The sequence below is a fragment of the Bosea sp. NBC_00550 genome (genome assembly GCF_026020075.1).
In the GTDB taxonomy this organism is placed as follows: Bacteria; Pseudomonadota; Alphaproteobacteria; order Rhizobiales; family Beijerinckiaceae; genus Allobosea.
The window spans coordinates 4,870,788-4,888,403 of the sequence record NZ_CP102772.1; the positions used below are offsets into that span (position 1 = coordinate 4,870,788).

Consider the following 17,616-nt stretch of genomic DNA (forward strand, 5'->3'; position numbering starts at 1 on the left):
ACCGCACCAGGTGCGTGACAGCTCTCGAGCGGGAAGCAAGCCGCAGCCATGGCAACCGTCGACAACGAGGCTCGTGCGTCATCGCCCGCCGCCGGCTGGCGCGGGGCGATGCGCCGCCGCTTCGGCCTGGCGTGGCGGCGCATGGCGCGCGCGGTCTCGGCGCGGGCCGCCTCGAGCCTGACCCGGCGCATCCTCGTCCTCAATCTCGGCGGCCTCGTCGCGCTACTGCTCGGCTTCCTCTATCTCAACCAGTTCCGTGAGGGCCTGATCGAGGCGCGGGTGCAGAGCCTGCTGACCCAGGGCGAGATCATCGCCGGCGCGATCGCCTCCTCCGCTACCGTCGAGATCGACTCGATCGCCATCGATCCCGACAAGCTGCTGCAGCTCCAGGCCGGCGAGAGCGCCGGCATCGCCGAGGATCCGCTCGATTTCTCGATCAACCCCGAGAAGGTCGCGCCGCTGCTCCGCCGGCTGGTGACGCCGACCAAGACCCGCGCGCGGGTCTACGACAAAGACGGGCTGCTCACCATCGACTCGCGCAGCCTCTATTCGCGTGGCGATGTGCTGCGCCTCGACCTGCCGCGCGTCGGCGAGCCCGACGAGCCGCCGCTGCTGGAGCGCACCTGGAACATGCTGCGCAATCGGCTCGGCAAGGCCGATGTCCCGACCTATGACGATTTCGAGAACGCCAACGGCAAGTCCTATCCCGAGGTCGCCCGCGCCCTGAACGGCGCCCCGGCGAGCGTCGTGCGCGTCAACACGCGTGGCCAGACCATCGTGTCGGTCGCCGTGCCGGTGCAGCGCTTCCGGACGATCAAGGGCGCGCTGCTGCTCTCGACGCAGGGCGGCGACATCGACGCGGTCATCGCCTCCGAGCGCTTCGCGATCTTCCAGGTCTTCGCGGTGGCGGCGGGCGTGATGATCGTGCTCTCGGTCTTGCTCGCCGGAACCATCGCGGAGCCGATCCGCAAGCTGGCCGACGCGGCCCAGCGCGTGCGCCGCGGCGTCAAGTCGCGCGAGCAGATCCCTGATTTCAGCAGCCGTCACGACGAGATCGGCCATCTCTCCGGCACGCTGCGCGACATGACCAAGGCGCTCTACAGCCGCATCGAGGCCATCGAGAGCTTCGCCGCCGATGTCGCGCATGAGCTGAAGAACCCGTTGACGTCCCTGCGCAGCGCCGTCGAGACCCTGCCGCGTGCCAAGACGGAGGACTCGCGTTCGCGCCTGCTCTCGGTGATCCAGCATGATGTGCGCCGGCTCGACCGGCTGATCTCCGACATCTCTGACGCTTCGCGCCTCGATGCCGAGCTCGCCCGCAACGATTCCGCGCCGGTCGATGTCGCGCAGGTCCTGGAAGCGGTGGTGACGATCCAGAACGAGACCCGCCGCGAAGCGCAGGCCAGGATCGAGCTGACCAGCGATCGGCGCAGCCAGCGCCCGGGCGGCGATTCCTTTGTCGTGCTCGGCCATGATTCGCGGCTCGGCCAGGTCATGGTCAATCTCATCGACAACGCCCGCTCGTTCTCGCCGCCGGACAAGCCCGTGCGCGTCGTGCTCTCCCGCGTCGCCAACGACGTGCTCGTCACGATCGAGGATGAGGGACCGGGCATCGAGCCGCATGCCCTGGAGCGCATCTTCGAGCGCTTCTACACCGACCGCCCGAATGAGGGCTTCGGCCAGAATTCCGGCCTCGGCCTCTCGATTTCGCGCCAGATCATCGAGGCCCATCGCGGCTCCATCCGGGCGGAAAACCGGCTCGGGCCGGTTGGGCCGGATGGCGAGGCACCCCGGATCGGCGCCCGCTTCATCGTCTGCCTGCCAGCGGCCTATACGCATGCCGCCTGAGACATCCGTGAGTTCGGGATCGACGTCCGGCAGCCGGATCCACGCGACCGTGGTCGCGATAGGGGAGGCTGGCGTGCTGCTCCGTGGCGCTTCCGGCAGCGGCAAGTCCTCCGTGGCTCTTGCCCTTGTCGGCCTCGCCAGCCAATCCGGCCGCTTCGCGCGGCTGGTCGCCGACGACCGCGTGGCGCTTGCTGCGGGCGGTGGCCGATTGCTTGCCCGCCCGGTCGCACCGCTCGAGGGTATCGTCGAACGCCGCGGCCTCGGCCTGACGCCGGAGCCTTTCACCGGAGCGGCTGTGGTCAGGTTGCTCGTCGACCTGATCGGCGAGGAGCCCGCGCGCATGCCGGAGCCGGAAGAACTGGTCGACAATCTCGTCGGCATCGACCTGCCGCGGCTGCGGGTCTTTGGACGCACAGGTGACGAGCGGCTTGTGCTCGCGGCTCTCGACTTATTCACAGAGCCCGGCCCGTAGCCGCGATTTTGACAAGTTTAACGGCTGGCACCTTGCGATTATCTCGCACCTGCCGCATAAACCGCGACCTTGTCCGGGCGCCGATGGGCGCTCTCCGGTGCTGGATTGAATGATCGGACTGGTCCTTGTGACTCATGGGCATCTGGCGACGGAATTCCGCGCCGCGCTCGAACACGTCGTCGGCCCTCAGGCGCAGCTGGCGACCATTGCCATCGCTCCCGATGACGACATGGAGAGCCGCCGCCGCGACATCATCGCCGCCGTCGAGCAGGTCGAGAACGGCAGCGGCGTCGTCATCCTGACCGACATGTTCGGCGGCACGCCCTCCAATCTGGCGATTTCGGTGATGGAGCCCGGCCGCGTCGATGTGGTCGCCGGCGTCAACCTGCCGATGCTGATCAAGCTGGCCAGCGTGCGCGAGGAGAAGACCCTCGACGAGGCGGTGACCAGTGCGCAGGATGCGGGCCGGAAATACATCACGGTCGCCAGCCGCGTGCTGGCCGGCAAGTAAGCGGGCGCGATCGGGGAGGGCGGCTTGGACGAGGATTGTGACTGCCCCGAAGTCGAGATTCCCGCCGGGGCCCTCTACGGCGAATTCGAGATCGTCAACAAGAAGGGTCTGCACGCCCGCGCCACGGCGAAATTCGTGCAATGCGCCGCCCGCTTCGATGCCGACATCACGGTGAGCCGCTGCGGCGAGACCGTAGGCGCAACCTCGATCATGGGCGTCCTGACGCTCGGTGCCGGCATCGGCTCGACGATCACCATCGTCGCCAAGGGCACGGAGGCGAAGCCGGCCCTCGACGCGCTTGCGGCCTTGATCGCCGACAGGTTCGGCGAAGGCGAATGACGCGAGCTGCGACGGGCGCAGCTTTCGAGTTCACCAACCATGCCCTGGCCATGATGGCGGAACGCTCCATCGAACGCGCGTGGGTGGAGCTCACCGTGCTTGAACCGGATCAGGTCGAGCCCGATCTCCGCAATCCCGAAGTCACCAGAGCATTCCGGACCTTGCCAGAGCGCGACGGGCGCGTGTTGCGTGTGGTATACCGGCGAACCGATACCCATTTTCGCATCATCACGATGTTTCTCGATCGAGGTCGCGGCAGATGAGAACGACCTATGACGCGCAGGTCGATGCGCTTTATGTGCGGTTTGCCGAAAGCAAGATCGTTGAAAGCGAGGAAGTGCGGCCGGGCATCGTTTTCGACTTCGACGATGCGGGGCGCATCGTTGGTGTCGAGATTCTCGATGCGTCCGAGCATCTGGCGAAGGACGCCGACCTGTCGCATCTCAGCGCGGCCTGAACCTTCGCGAAGATTGATATAAAGACATCTTTATATCTTTGATTGCCTTCCGCTCCGGTCGCTGCTAGAGAACCGCCCACGTTTCAGGTGGCAGGATTGGAGCTCCCCCGTGTCGGATTACGTCGTCAAGGACATCGCGCTTGCGGATTATGGCCGCAAGGAAATCAACATGGCCCAGGACGAGATGCCGGGCCTGATGGCCGTCCGTGCCGAGAACAAGGGCAAGGCCCCGCTCAAGGGCGCCCGGATCGCCGGCTGCCTGCACATGACCATCCAGACCGCCGTGCTGATCGAGACGCTGAAGGAACTCGGCGCCGACGTCCGCTGGTCCTCCTGCAACATCTTCTCGACCCAGGACCACGCCGCCGCCGCGATCGCCGCGACCGGAACCCCCGTCTTCGCCATCAAGGGCGAGACGCTGGAGGAGTACTGGGAGTACGTGCTGAAGACCGCGACCTGGGGTGACGGCGGCACGCCGAACATGATCCTCGACGACGGCGGCGATCTGACCATGCTGATCATCCTCGGCGCCGAGGCCGAAGCCGGCAACGCCGCCTTCCTCGACAAGCCGGGCAATGAGGAAGAGACGATCTTCTTCGCGCTGATCAAGCGCCAGCTCAAGGCCAATCCGGGCTGGTTCACCAAGACCCGCGCCGCGATCAAGGGCGTCTCCGAGGAGACCACCACCGGCGTGCACCGCCTCTACGAGCTCGCCAAGGCCAGCCGACTGCCGTTCCCGGCGATCAACGTCAACGACAGCGTCACCAAGTCTAAGTTCGACAACCTCTATGGCTGCCGCGAGTCGCTGGTCGACGCCATCCGCCGCGGCACCGACGTCATGATGTCGGGCAAGGTCGCGGTCGTCGCCGGCTATGGCGACGTCGGCAAGGGCTCGGCCGCCTCGCTGCGCCAGGCCGGCTGCCGCGTCCTCGTCACCGAGGTCGATCCGATCTGCGCCCTGCAGGCCGCGATGGAAGGCTATGAGGTCGTGACGATGGAAGACGCTGCCCCGCGCGGCGACATCTTCTGCACCGCCACCGGCAACCTCGACGTCATCACCGTCGACCACATGCGCGCGATGAAGCACCGCGCCATCGTCTGCAACATCGGCCACTTCGACTCGGAGATTCAGGTCGCCGGCCTGAAGAACTTCAAGTGGGACAACGTCAAGCCGCAGGTCGACGAGATCGAGTTCCCGGACGGCAAGCGCATCATCCTGCTCTCGGAAGGTCGCCTCGTGAACCTCGGCAACGCCACGGGCCATCCGTCCTTCGTGATGTCCTGCTCGTTCTCGAACCAGACGCTCGCGCAGATCGAGCTGTGGAACCACCACGCCAAGTACGAGAACAACGTCTACACCCTGCCGAAGCACCTCGACGAGAAGGTCGCGGCGCTCCACCTCGACAAGGTCGGCGCCAAGCTGACCAAGCTCAACGACGCCCAGGCGAAATACATCGGCGTGCCGCAGTCCGGCCCGTTCAAGCCCGAGCACTACCGCTACTGACACGCGCCAAGGCGCGATGTTGCCAAGGCCCGGCTCTCGCCGGGCCTTTTTTTATGGCTGTGCTTTTGCTGATTCACTTGGCGGGACGCTACTAATTGTATGTCGGCGACCCAATGAATCTACCTCTTGATATTTTTCGATGACGGCCGAGTGCCGCCTCAAAATCTCTCCGTTTACCGGCGATTAAGCACTTCCTGACGGACTCCAGCGATGATTAGAGTAGGACTGATTCGGGCTTCCGCCATGGTGCGACCGGGTCGAAAGCTCTGATGTGATTGGCGTGGTGGCGAGCGTGCATCGGCCCCCAGGAGACGGCGATTCTCGCCGGCTCTCCAGGCCGATTCCGACGAGCCTCGTGGACAGGGCGGGGATACCTGCCGAGAGATGATGGGCGCAGGATGAGACGGTCGAGGCGACAGGGGCGGGGAAGCGGCTGGAATCCGCACGCATGGCTGCCTGCCCTGACTGCTTCGGCCACGCCCGTTCTGGCGCAGGATCAGTGGCTGGCGCCGATACGGGTCGACATCATGAACACGGGCGCGCTGTCCCTCATTCTCGCCGGGCTTACGGTCTTCGCCACGACCACCTCGCTCGTCTATGTGCGCGAACGGACCCGCTGGCAGAAGCGCGAGGCCAAGCTGGCGGCCGACCTCGAGGCTGCCCGCAGCCATCAGGAACGCCTCTCGATCCTGCTCGCGGCCGATCCCCAGGTCGTGGTGAGCTGGAATGGCCGCGACGCGCAGCCCGTCTTCGAGGGCGATAGCGGCTTTCTCGGCGCGCCCGGGGCAGCGCTCGCCCTCGCTTATGGCAGCTGGGCCGCGCCTGCCGACGCCAAGCGGCTGGAACTCGCGACTGACGCGCTGAAGGAGCGCGGCGAGGCTTTCAGCTTCACGCTGCGCAGCAAGGGTGGCCCCTTCATCGATCTCGAGGGCCGGCCCGTCGCCGGCCGTGCGGTGATCCGCTTCCGCGAGGTCACGGGTGAGCGGGCGCAGGTCATGACGCTGCGTGGCGAGCTGGAGCGCGTCACGGCCGATCACGCGGCTCTCGCCCATCTGCTCGCGGGGCTGCCGCACCCGGCCTGGATGCGCAATGCCGATGGCCGGCTGACCTGGGTCAACGCCGCCTATGCCCAGGCGGTCGAGGCTACCGACGCGACGACGGCGGCGAAGGGTGGGCTGGAATTGCTCGACCGGGCCGAGCGCGAAACGGCTTCGCGCGCAAGGCGGGATGGCAATGCCTTCGCCGTGCGGGCGCCCGCGGTGGTCGCCGGCCAGCGCCGGACCCTCGATATCATCGAATTGCCGGTCGCGACGGGCTTTGCCGGCTTTGCCACCGATATGAGCGAATTGGAGGCGGTGAGGGCTGATCTCCAGCGCCAGATGGACGCCCATGTCCGCACGCTCGACCGCCTCAAGACAGCGGTCGCCGTGTTCGACGGCTCGCAGCGCCTCGTCTATCGCAACTCCGGCTTCGACACGCTCTGGTCGCTGGAATCGGGCTTCCTGGACGCCCTGCCGACCGATGGCGAGATCCTCGACCGGCTGCGCTCCGAGCGGCGATTGCCGGAACTCGGCGATTACCGCAGCTGGAAGGCGGCCGCGCAGGCGGGCTACACCGCGACACGCGCCAGCGAGGACTGGTGGTATCTGCCGGACGGGCGCACCGTCCATGTCGTCGCCAGCCCCAATCCGCAGGGCGGCGTCACCTATCTCTACGACGACGTTACCGAGCGCTTCACGCTCGAATCCCGCTTCAACGCGCTTTCCCGCACCCAGCGGGAAACGCTGGATTCGCTGCGCGAGGGCGTCGCCGTGTTCGGCTCGGACGGGCGGCTCAAGCTCTCCAACCCGGCCTTCGCCCAGTCTTGGCGCATTCAGGGCGGCGATCTCGCCGCCAGCGCGCCGCACATCGACGAGGTCATCCGGCTCTGCCGGCCGCTCTTCCCGCAGGAAGACGTGTGGAGCGAATTGCACAGCGTCGTCACCGGCGTGCGCGATGCGCGCGAGGATTATCGCTGTCGCATGGAGCGCCGCGACGGCACCGTGCTCGACATGGCTGCCGCGCCGCTGCCGGACGGCGCGACCCTGATCTCCTTCGCCGACGTCACCGCCAGCGTGAATGTCGAGCGGGCGCTGACCGAGAAGAACGACGCGCTGGAGAAGGTCTCGCGGCTGCGCGAGGATTTCGTCCACCACGTCTCCTACGAGCTGCGCTCTCCCCTCACCAACATCATCGGCTTCGCGCAGCTTCTGGGCACCGAGACGGTCGGCCCGCTCAACGAGAAACAGCGCGATTATTCCGCCCATATCGTGCGCTCCTCGGGCGCGCTGCTCGCCATCATCAACGACATTCTCGACCTCGCGACCATCGACAATGGCGCGCTCACGCTCGAGATCCAGGATGTCGACGTCGCCGACACCATCGCCCAGGCGGCGGCGGGGCTGCATGACCGGCTGACCGACAGCAAGCTCGAACTGAAGGTCGAGATCGACCCGCGCACCGGCCCGCTGCGCGCCGACGGCAAGCGCCTGCGCCAGGTGCTGTTCAACCTGCTCTCCAATGCGATCGGCTTCTCGTCGGCCGGCCAGACCGTCACCGTGACCGCGGCACGGCAGGGCAGCGACATCCGCATCACCGTCGCCGATCAGGGCCGCGGCATCCCCGCCGAGGTCAAGGAGAAGGTGTTCGAGCGCTTCGAGAGCCATTCGCTCGGCTCCAGCCATCGCGGCGTCGGCCTCGGGCTGTCGATCGTGCGTTCAATCGTCGAGCTCCATGGCGGCCATGTCGAGCTCGATTCCACGCCGGGGAAAGGCACCCGCGTCATCGCCGTCTTCCCGGCGCAGGGCGTGTCGCTCTCGGACGCTGCCGAATGACCGAAGAAGCCCGCAAGGCCGGTTCGCACCGGCTCATGCTGGCGGACGAAGCGGCGACGATCCGCCTCGCCGCCGATATCGCCGCCAACCTCAAGCCCGGCGACATCGTCGCGCTTTCCGGCCATCTCGGCTCAGGCAAGTCGCTGTTCGCGCGCGCCATCCTGCGCGAACTCGCGGACGACCCCGCGCTCGAGGCGCCGAGTCCGACCTTCACCCTGGTCCAGAGCTACGACACGCTGCGCGGCACGGTGCTCCATGCCGATCTCTACCGGGTCCGCTCGCCGGACGAGCTCGACGACATCGGGCTGATCGAGGATGTCGAGCGCCTGATCACCCTGGTCGAATGGCCGGACCGGGCCGGCACGCGCCTCCCTGCCGGCCGCCGGCTCGACATCGTGCTCGACGTCGATCCCGACAATCCCGAGACGGGCCGCATCGCCGATCTGTCCGGTGGCGTGCTCTGGAAGCAGCGCCTGGCCATCGCCGTGGCCTCGCGCCGCCTGATCGACAATGCCGGCTGGGGCGAGGCGCGGCGCGATTTCATGCTCGGCGACGCCTCGACGCGCGCCTATGAGCGATTGACGCGGCCTAACGGCGAAACGGCGGTGCTGATGATCTCGCCGCAGCGCCCGGACGGCCCGCCGATCCGCCTCGGCAAGCCCTACAGCGCGCTCGCCCATCTCGCCGAGAGCGTCGACGCCTTCGTCGCGATGGATCGCGGCCTGCGCTCGCTCGGCTATTCGGCGCCGGACATCCTCGCCGAGGATCTGACGGCCGGCCTGCTCATCATCGAGGACCTCGGCAGCGAGGGCGTGATCGATGCCGATCGCCAGCCGATCGCCGAGCGCTACGAGGCGGCGGCGCGGCTGCTCGCCGATCTCCATCGCCACACCTTGCCGACGATCCTGCCCGTCGCGGAGGGGCGCGATCATTCGATTCCCCCATATGACCGGCAGGCCCTCGCGATCGAGACCGAGCTGATCCTCGAATGGTATGCGCCGCATATCGCCGGCGTCACGCTGCCGGCGGTGACGCAGGCCGAGTTCGCCCGGATCTGGAGCAGGCTGTTCGACGAGATACTCGCCCAGCCCAGCACCTGGACGTTGCGCGACGTCCACTCGCCCAACCTGATCTGGCTGGAGCAGCGCGAGGGCCACGCCAAGGTCGGCCTGATCGACTTCCAGGACGCGGTGCTCGGCCACCCGGCCTACGACCTCGCCGCGCTCGGCCAGGATGCGCGCATCGACGTGCCGGCTTCGCTTGAGCTCAGGCTGCTCGCCGCCTATGGCTCGGCCCGACGTGCCGATACGCCGGATTTCGACCTCGCGGCTTTCGCCCGCGCCTATGCGATCCTCGGTGCCCAGCGCAACACCAAGATCGCCGGCATCTTCGCGCGCCTCGACAAGCGCGACGGCAAGCCCGGCTATCTCAAGCATCTGCCGCGTATCGAGGCCTATCTGCGCCGCAATCTCGAGCATCCGGCCCTGGAAGAGCTGAAGGTCTGGTATCAGGCGCACATGCCGAAGCTGTTCGAGACCGAAGCGGCGGACTAACCTCAAGCCGATCGATACGGAGATTCGCGTGACTTCAACCGCTTCGCCTCCGATCCGCCGGGCGATGGTGCTGGCGGCCGGGCTCGGGCAGCGCATGCGCCCCATCACCGACACGCTGCCGAAGCCGCTGGTGCAGATCGGCGGAAAGGCGATGCTCGACCATATGCTCGACCGGCTGGCCGATGCCGGTGTCGAGGAAGCAGTGGTCAACGTCCACCACCTTGCCGGGCAGGTCGAAGCCCGTCTCGCTGACCGTAGCCAGCCACGCATCACCATCTCGGACGAGCGGGCCGAGTTGCTGGAGACCGGCGGCGGGGTGAAGAAGGCGCTGCCGCTGCTCGGCGCCGCACCGTTCTTCCACGTCAACTCCGACGCGCTCTGGCGCGAGACGGGGCGGCCTGCCATGCAGGCGATGGTGGAAGCCTGGGAGCCCGAGCGGATGGACATGCTTCTCCTGCTCGCCGATCGCCAGACCAGTATCGGCTTCGACGGCGCCGGCGATTTCTTCCTGGGCGATGACGGCCGCCTCGCCCGGCGCGGCAGTGCAGCGAGTGCGCCCTGGGTCTATGCCGGCGTCGCCATCCTGAAGACGGAGCTCTTCGCCGATACGCCGGACGGTCCCTTCTCGCTCAACCTGCTCTTCGACCGTGCCATTGCCCGTGGCCGGCTGTTCGGCGAGCGGCTGGAAGGGCGCTGGCTGCATGTCGGCACGCCCGACGCGATCGCGCCGGCCGAGGCTGCCTTCGCCACGCAAACGGTCGATGCCTGAGCTCAATCTCTTCAGCATCCCCGCCGGAGCGCCCTTTCTCGACGTGCTGGCGCAGGCGATGCTCGATGGGCGGCTCGGGCCGATCCACGACCCGGCCGATCCGGCAGCGATGGCACGGGCCACGCTCTTTCTGCCGACGCGCCGCGCCGCCCGCGCCTTCACCACGATCCTGGCCGAGAAGCTCGGCGGCAAGCCGCTGCTGCTGCCACGCATCGTGCCGCTGGGCGATGTCGACGAAGCCGAGACGGCGCTGATCGGCTCCGGCGCCTGGTCGGGCGGGCGCATTGCCCCGATCGATCCGCTCAAGCGCCGCATGCTGCTGACACGGCTGGTCGATGCCTGGGGCCGCAGCGCCAACCGCAGCCATCTCAGGCTCGACCCCGGCGAGCCTTCGCTGGTGCCGGCGACGCTGGCGGAAGCCTATGGCCTCGCCGGCGATCTCGCCGCCTTGCTCGACCAGCTGCAGACCGAAGACGTGCCGGTCGAGAAGCTGGCGGCGCTCGATGCGGCCCGCTTCGACAAGGTCTGGCAGCTCAATGCCAGCTTCCTCGCCATCCTCGGCGATGCCTGGCCGCAGATCCTCGCCGACCAGGGCGCGATCGATCCGGCCGAATTCCGCAACCGCATGCTGGCGGCCGAGCGCGAGCGGTTGCTGGCCGGCGGGGCGAGGGGGCCGATCATCGCCGCCGGCTCGACCGGCACCGTCCCGGCGACGGCGCGGCTGCTCTCGGCCATCGCCCGCCTGCCGAACGGGGCGGTCGTGCTGCCCGGCATCGATCTCGGATTGGACGAGCGCGCCTGGAACGCCATCGCGGGCGAGCCCGCGCCTTCGCACCCGCAGGCGGCGCTGCACCACCTGATGGAGACGCTCGGTGCCGAGCGCGACGACGTGCGGGAGCTGGCGGCGCCCGATGCCGCCCGCAATGCGAGGGGAGACCTTCTCCGCGAAGCGATGCTGCCGGCCTCCGTCACCGAGCTTTGGGCCAGCCTCGATCAGCGCATCGCGGCTGGTGAGGCGGCAGCCGGTTTCGCCGGCCTGCGCATCGTCGAGACGGCCGACGAGCGTCAGGAAGCTCTCATTGTCGCCATCGCGCTCCGCGAGACGCTGGAGCGGCCGCAGGCGCGGGCCGCGCTCGTCACGCCGGATCGCGGCCTTGCCGAGCGCGTCGCCGTCGAGCTGGCGCGCTGGGGCGTCGAGGTCGACGATTCCGCCGGCATGCCGCTGGCACGCTGGCCGGCCGGCTCGCTGCTGCGGTTGATCCTGGAGGCGGCGCTGGGGCAGATGACGCCTGCATCGCTCGTTCCGCTCTTCGCTCACCCGCTCTGCCGGCTAGGCCTCTCCCGTGAGACGCTGGCGCGCGGCGCTGCTGCGTTGGAAATCGGCTGCTGGCGCGGCAACGCGGTCGGCCGGGGCCTGGCGGGCCTGCATGTCGCGCTCGGTCAATGGGATGAGCTGCGCGAGCGGGGACATGTTCCCCGTCCGCGCAAGCGGCTGACGGCGGAGGACGCGGCCGCCGCGACCGTGGTGCTCCATGCGCTGGAAACCGCCTGCGCGCCGTTGCTCGAAGCGCTCTTTCTCGACCAGCCGTCATTGGCGTCGGTCGTCATGGCCGCGCGCAAGGCGGTGACGGCGGTCGGCATGACGGAGGCTGGCACTCCACTCGCCTTCCTCGGACCGGATGGCGAGACGCTGGCCGGGCTGTTCGACGAGCTCGCCGGTGCCGAGGCCGTCATGCCGCCCGGTGGGCGGCCGCAGGATTTCGTCGCGATCCTCGACGGGCTGCTGGCCGAGCGGGCGGTCAAGCGCGCGACGCCGGGCCATCCCCGCGTCGCGATCTGGGGCCTGCTCGAAGCGCGCCTGCTCGAAGCGGATCATGTCGTGCTGGGCGGCCTCAACGAGGCGGTGTGGCCGCCGCAGACCACCACCGATTCCTTCATCAACCGGCCGATGCGCGCCGAGCTCGGCCTGTCGCCGCCGGAACGCCGCGTCGGCCAGACGGCGCATGATTTCACCCAGGCGCTGATGGCCCCGCAGGTGACGCTGACGCGGCCCCGCAAGGTCGGTGAGGCCGAAACCATCGCCTCGCGCTTCTGGCAGCGCCTGCAGGCGGTGACGCCGAAGGCGGTCTGGAGCGCGGCGCTCGATGAAGGCAAGCGCCTGCGTGGGCTTGCTGCCTTGCTGAGCGCTCCCGCCGACGTGAAGGCGATCGCCCGCCCGGCGCCACGCCCGCCGCGCGCGCTGCAGCCGCTCTTGCTCAGCGTCACCGAGGTCGAGACGCTCTACCGCGACCCCTATCAGATCCACGCCCGCAAGATCCTGAAGCTCGACGCGCTCGATGGGCTGATCGAGGACCCGACCGCGCAGGATCGCGGCCGGCTGCTGCATAACATCGTCGAGAGCTTCACCAGGACCTATCCCGAGCAAATGCCGCCAGATGCGCTCGGGCAATTGATCGCCATCGGCGACAGGCTGTTCAGGGATTATGACGATGTGCCGGAGGTGCGTGCCTTCTGGTGGCCGCGCTTCCTGCTCACGGCCGGACACTACATCCGCTGGGAGGAGCGCCGGCGCGGCGGTATCGCACGCATCGGCGTCGAGCTTTTCACCGGCGCAAGCTTCACGCTCGCCGACGGCAGCAGCTTTCGCCTGAGCGGCCGAGCCGACAGGATCGAGCTGACGCGCGAGCCCGCACTGCGCATCGTCGATTTCAAGACCGGCGCGCCGCCAAGCAAGGCGCAGGTCGAGAAGGGCTTCGCGCCGCAATTGACGCTGGAAGCCGAGCTCGCGGCGCGTTCCGGCTTCGAGGGTCTCACCGGGCCGACGCCGGTCGAGGCTGTCATCTACATGAAGCTCCACCACGATCCGAAAGGCTGGGCCAAGGACAAGCCGCTCGATTTCGGCGACGAGACCCTGGCCGATGTCGCAGCACGCCATCTCGAAAACCTGCTCGGACATCTCGACGCGCTGCGCTCAGGACGCGAGGCTTTCGTTTCGCGGCGCGCGCCCGACTACATCCGCTATGCCAGCCCCTACGACCATCTCGCCCGGGTGAAGGAATGGTCCGCCGCGCCGGGTGGTGACGAAGGAGGCGAGGCGTGAAGCCGGGCTGGATCGTCCCGTCGCTGACCAACCAGCGCCAGGCGCTGGCCGCCGATCCCGGCCTTTCCGCCTGGGTCTCGGCCAATGCCGGCTCGGGCAAGACCCATGTGCTGGTCAACCGCGTGCTGAGGTTGCTGCTCGATGGTGTGGCGCCGAGCCGCATGCTCTGCATCACCTATACCAAGGCGGCGGCGGCCAATATGGCGAACCGCATCTTCAAGGCGCTGAGCGCCTGGGCGACGCTGGATGAGGCTGCCCTTGCGAAGGAGCTGACCAATCTGACCGGCCGCGCCCCTGCCGCTGCCGAGCGGGCCAAGGCGCGCCGCCTCTTCGCCGAGGCGCTGGAGACGCCGGGCGGCCTGCGCATCGAGACGATCCACGCCTTCTGCACCCGCGTGCTGCAGGCGGCGCCCTTCGAGGCGAATGTGCCGCCGCGCTTCGAGGTCGCGGACGATCTCGCCCAGGCCGAGATGCTGCGCGAGGCGCGGCGCGAGTTGCTGGCGCTCGTTGCGGCGAACCCCGGCGGAGCCGAGGCGAAGGCGCTCGACCTGCTGGCGCAGCTGGCCGCGCAGGACTCGTTCGAAACCATGGTGCAGGAGGCGCTGCGCCAGCGCGCCCTGTTCAGCGACGAGAACGGCCGCGCCCGCGATCCGCGGGAGATGCTGGCCGGCATCGCCGCCTTCCTCGGCATTGCGCCGGACCTCGAAGCCGATACGATCAGGCGGGTCTTTCGCGCCGAATTGTCCGCGCTGCCCGGCCTCCAGACCCTGATCGAGGCGCTCCACGCCGGCAGCGCAACGCGCCAGAACGTGGCCGCCAATCTGCGCACGCTGCTCGCCGGGCAGGATGATGGCGACCCCATCGCCTTCTGCCGGCGCGGCTTCATCACCGAGGCCGGCACGATCAACGCCAACATCCGTGGCAAGGGCAAATCCGAGTTCGACGGCGCGCTGGTCGCGACGCTGGAAGCGCTCGCCGCCTGCCTGCTGACGGCAGCCGACGCGATCAACGCCGTGGCGATCCGAGACCGCAGCGCGGCGCTCGCCTTGCTGGTGACGCGCATGCTCGCCTCCTACCAGCGTCAGAAGAGCCTGCGCTCGCTGCTCGACTATGACGACCTGATCGCCCGCACGCGCTCGCTGCTGGAGCGCGTCGAGGCCGCCTGGGTGCTCTACAAGCTGGATGCCGGCATCGACCACATCCTGCTCGACGAGGCGCAGGACACCGGCGAGGCGCAATGGGCGATCCTGCGCAAGCTGGCCGAGGAGTTCACCAGCGGCGGTGATCTCCGCGCGAAGCCCCGCACGATCTTCGTCGTCGGCGACGAGAAGCAGTCGATCTACGGCTTCCAGGGCGCGGCACCGGCCGCCTTCGGCGAGGAGCGCCGCGCGCTGGAAAAGCGGATCGAAGCCGCCCAGCTGGATTTCGAGGCGATCAGCCTCAACACCTCCTTCCGCTCCGCGCCGGACATCATGCAGGCCGTCGACGCCGTCTTCGCCTTGCCCACCCATGCGCGCGGCCTCGTCTTCGACGGTGCGGCGCGTCCCGAGATGCACGATACGGTCCGCCGCAGCGCGCCCGGCACGGTCGATATCTGGCCGATCGCGGCCAACGATACCGGCGAGCCGCCGGACGCCTGGACCACGCCGGTCGATGCGCCCGAGCGGCGCAGCGGCACGGTCAAGCTCGCCGAGCGCATCGCGCGCACCCTGCAACGCTGGCATCGCAACCGCCGCGACGATCGCGGCAATCCCTTCTCCGCAGGCGACGTGATGATCCTGCTGCGCCAGCGCGGTGCCCTGTTCGAGGCGATCGTCAAGGCGCTGAAGGATGCGGGCGTCCCCGTCACCGGCCGCGACCGGCTGACGCTCGCCGAGCATCCGGCGGTGGAGGACCTCGTCGTGCTCGGCCGCACGCTGCTTTTGCCGGACGACGATCTGACGCTGGCCACGGCGCTGAAGACGCCGCTCATCGACCTGAACGACGACGATCTCCTCCACCTTGCGCCCGGTCGCCAGGGTTCGCTGCGCACAGCCTTGCAGGAGGAGGCTGCTCGCGAGCCGCGCTACGCCGCGGCCGAGGCAAAGCTGACCGAGTGGACGCGAGAGGCGGGGCGCTGCGGGCCGTTCCGCTTCTTCGCCGGTCTGCTCGGCCCAGGCGGCGGGCGCAATCTCGCGCTCGCCCGGCTGGGCGCGGAGTCCGGCGATGCGCTCGATGCCTTCCTCAATGCGGCGCTCGACCATGAGCGCCGCTACGGCCCCTCGCTGGCGGGGTTCCTCCAGCACGTCACCGGCAGCGCCGCCGACGTGAAGCGCGATCTCTCGGCCAGCGCCGGCGAGGTCCGCGTCATGACGGTCCATGGCTCGAAAGGTCTGGAGGCCAAGGTCGTCATCCTCGCCGATCTCGGCGTCGAGCCCGGCGCCAAGCGCCTGCCGAAGATCCTGGCGGTGTCCACGCCACGCAACAGCCTCGTGCCGATCTGGCCTCCGGCGAGCGCCGAGGACACGCAGGCGACGGCTGCGGCCAAGGCTCTCGTCGTAGACCAGATGGTCGAGGAGCATCACCGCCTGCTCTATGTCGCGATGACCCGCGCCGAGGACCGCCTGATCGTCTGCGGCACGCAGCCCAAGGGCGAGTCGCCGGCCGGAAGCTGGTATGCGATGATTACGGAAGGCCTGGCGCAGTCAGAGCCGAGCCTGGTCGAAATCGGCGAGGGCGAGGAGGCGATCCTGCGCTTCGCCGTGACGCCGCCCCAGCCGTCGCCCGATATCGAGGAGCGGCCGGCCGAGCCACTCCCGCTTCGCCCGGATTGGCTGGCGAAGCCCGTCATCCGCGAGGCCGAGCCCGCCCCGCCGCTGAAACCGTCGAATGCTCTGTCCGCCGCGGACGGCGAGGAGCGGCCGGGTGACGGGCCGTTCCTGGCGGAAGCAGCGGCTGCCGGCCGGCTGGCGCATCTCCTGCTGCAGCTCCTGCCCGATGTCCCTGCCGAGCGCCGCGTTGAAACGGCCGAGGCGCTCGCGGATGCGCGCGGCGGCGCGCTGTCATCGGAACGGCGGGCGCGCATCGTCGCCGAAGCCCTGGCCCTGCTGGACGCGCCCGGCCTTTCCAAACTCTTCGCCGAGGGCGCGCTGGCGGAGGTCCCCGTCGCCGGTGCCATCCAACTGCCTGACGGCACGTCGCGGGCCATTTCCGGGCGGATCGACCGGCTCGCCGTCACTCCGGACAGCGTCATCATCGCCGATTTCAAGACGACCGCCCGGCCGCCCGAGCGTGCCGATGCGATCCCGGTGGGAACGCTGGCGCAGCTTGCCGCCTATGCCGCGCTCATGCAGGCGATCTATCCCGGACGCGCGATCCGCACGCTGGTGGTCTACACCGCGAACCTCGTTCATTTCGAACCCGACGCGGTGCAGCTCGACGTGGCGCTCCTCGCCTTGGCAGGGGCCGCGCCGGGCGGTAGCGTGAGCGCCCCCGGCGGATCGTCCCGATCATGAAGCTCCTGCCATCCCTGCTGCTGCGCCCCCGCCTTCTGGCGGCACTGGGGGCTGGCGTGGGCCTGGCAGCCGTGCTGCCCGGCGACTGGCGCTGGGCGACGCGGCTGCTGATCGCCTGGGATGTCGGCGCGATCCTCTATCTCGGCCTGTTGGCCTCGACCATGTTCTCCGAGTCGGTCGATCAGATCCGGGCGCGGGCCGAGCGGCAGGACGAGGGCGCCTTCGCCATCCTGATCATCTCCTGCCTGGCGGCGAGCACGAGCCTGGTCGCCATCGTGCTGCAGCTCACCGGCATCGGGTCGGTGCCGGCGCCCGATCGCGGCCTCCATCTCGCGCTCGGAGGCGTCACGATCCTGTGTTCATGGACACTGCTGCACGCCTTCTTCACGCTGCACTATGCCGGCGTCTACTACCGCGGCGGCAAAAAGGAGCCCTGCCTCGATTTTCCCGGCGAGACCGATCCCAACTATGTCGATTTCCTGTATTTCTCGTACACGATCGGCTGCACCTCGCAGACCTCGGACGTCGGGGTGACGACGCGCGAGGCGCGGGCGGTCGTGCTGCTGCATTCGATCCTCGCCTTCGTCTTCAACACCTCGATCCTGGCGATGGCGATCAATGTCGGGGCCGGCCTGGTTTCAGGCGGCTCGTGACGCGTCGGCCTCGCCTCTGCCCTGCGGCGCACGCGCCTTGACC

General features: G+C 68.7%; 13 protein-coding genes. All 13 read left to right on the forward strand.

Annotation, left to right across the window (positions count from 1 at the left end; genetic code table 11):
- Positions 1-48 precede the first annotated feature (48 nt).
- The 13 genes from NWE53_RS23165 (at position 49) to NWE53_RS23225 (ending at position 17,573) form a co-directional block, all read left to right on the forward strand.
- On the forward strand, positions 49-1,848 hold the full coding sequence (locus NWE53_RS23165) for a stimulus-sensing domain-containing protein (RefSeq protein WP_442864886.1): 1,800 nt from the start codon (positions 49-51) through the stop codon (positions 1,846-1,848).
- Between the two features lie 7 nt (positions 1,849-1,855).
- On the forward strand, positions 1,856-2,320 hold the full coding sequence (locus NWE53_RS23170) for an HPr kinase/phosphorylase (RefSeq protein ID WP_265051684.1): 465 nt from the start codon (positions 1,856-1,858) through the stop codon (positions 2,318-2,320).
- Positions 2,321-2,429: 109 nt separating this feature from the next.
- Complete coding sequence (locus NWE53_RS23175; protein WP_265051685.1) at positions 2,430-2,831, forward strand: PTS sugar transporter subunit IIA; 402 nt, start codon at positions 2,430-2,432, stop codon at positions 2,829-2,831.
- Between the two features lie 24 nt (positions 2,832-2,855).
- On the forward strand, positions 2,856-3,170 hold the full coding sequence (locus NWE53_RS23180; protein WP_442864887.1) for an HPr family phosphocarrier protein: 315 nt from the start codon (positions 2,856-2,858) through the stop codon (positions 3,168-3,170).
- Positions 3,167-3,433: a DUF4258 domain-containing protein gene (locus NWE53_RS23185; protein WP_265051686.1), complete on the forward strand. Its 267-nt coding sequence runs from the start codon at positions 3,167-3,169 to the stop codon at positions 3,431-3,433. Before NWE53_RS23180 ends, NWE53_RS23185 begins: the two co-directional genes overlap by 4 nt.
- Positions 3,430-3,627, forward strand: coding sequence for a DUF2283 domain-containing protein (locus tag NWE53_RS23190; RefSeq protein ID WP_265051687.1), 198 nt, complete (start codon positions 3,430-3,432; stop codon positions 3,625-3,627). The genes NWE53_RS23185 and NWE53_RS23190 overlap by 4 nt, the downstream gene beginning before the upstream one ends.
- Before the next feature lie 109 nt (positions 3,628-3,736).
- Positions 3,737-5,131, forward strand: a complete 1,395-nt coding sequence (gene ahcY / locus NWE53_RS23195) for an adenosylhomocysteinase (RefSeq protein WP_265051688.1) — start codon at positions 3,737-3,739, stop codon at positions 5,129-5,131.
- A gap of 527 nt (positions 5,132-5,658) precedes the next feature.
- On the forward strand, positions 5,659-8,004 hold the full coding sequence (locus NWE53_RS23200; protein WP_265051689.1) for a sensor histidine kinase: 2,346 nt from the start codon (positions 5,659-5,661) through the stop codon (positions 8,002-8,004).
- Positions 8,001-9,557 carry a tRNA (adenosine(37)-N6)-threonylcarbamoyltransferase complex ATPase subunit type 1 TsaE gene (gene tsaE, locus NWE53_RS23205; protein WP_265051690.1) on the forward strand — a complete coding sequence of 519 codons (1,557 nt, stop codon included), beginning with the start codon at positions 8,001-8,003 and terminating at the stop codon, positions 9,555-9,557. Before NWE53_RS23200 ends, tsaE begins: the two co-directional genes overlap by 4 nt.
- 64 nt (positions 9,558-9,621) lie before the next feature.
- Positions 9,622-10,326: a nucleotidyltransferase family protein gene (locus NWE53_RS23210; protein WP_442865054.1), complete on the forward strand. Its 705-nt coding sequence runs from the start codon at positions 9,622-9,624 to the stop codon at positions 10,324-10,326.
- Positions 10,319-13,426: a double-strand break repair protein AddB gene (addB, locus tag NWE53_RS23215; protein ID WP_265051692.1), complete on the forward strand. Its 3,108-nt coding sequence runs from the start codon at positions 10,319-10,321 to the stop codon at positions 13,424-13,426. Before NWE53_RS23210 ends, addB begins: the two co-directional genes overlap by 8 nt.
- Positions 13,423-16,920, forward strand: coding sequence for a double-strand break repair helicase AddA (gene addA, locus NWE53_RS23220; RefSeq protein WP_265051693.1), 3,498 nt, complete (start codon positions 13,423-13,425; stop codon positions 16,918-16,920). The genes addB and addA overlap by 4 nt, the downstream gene beginning before the upstream one ends.
- On the forward strand, positions 16,917-17,573 hold the full coding sequence (locus NWE53_RS23225) for a DUF1345 domain-containing protein (RefSeq protein WP_265051694.1): 657 nt from the start codon (positions 16,917-16,919) through the stop codon (positions 17,571-17,573). The genes addA and NWE53_RS23225 overlap by 4 nt, the downstream gene beginning before the upstream one ends.
- Positions 17,574-17,616 lie beyond the last annotated feature (43 nt).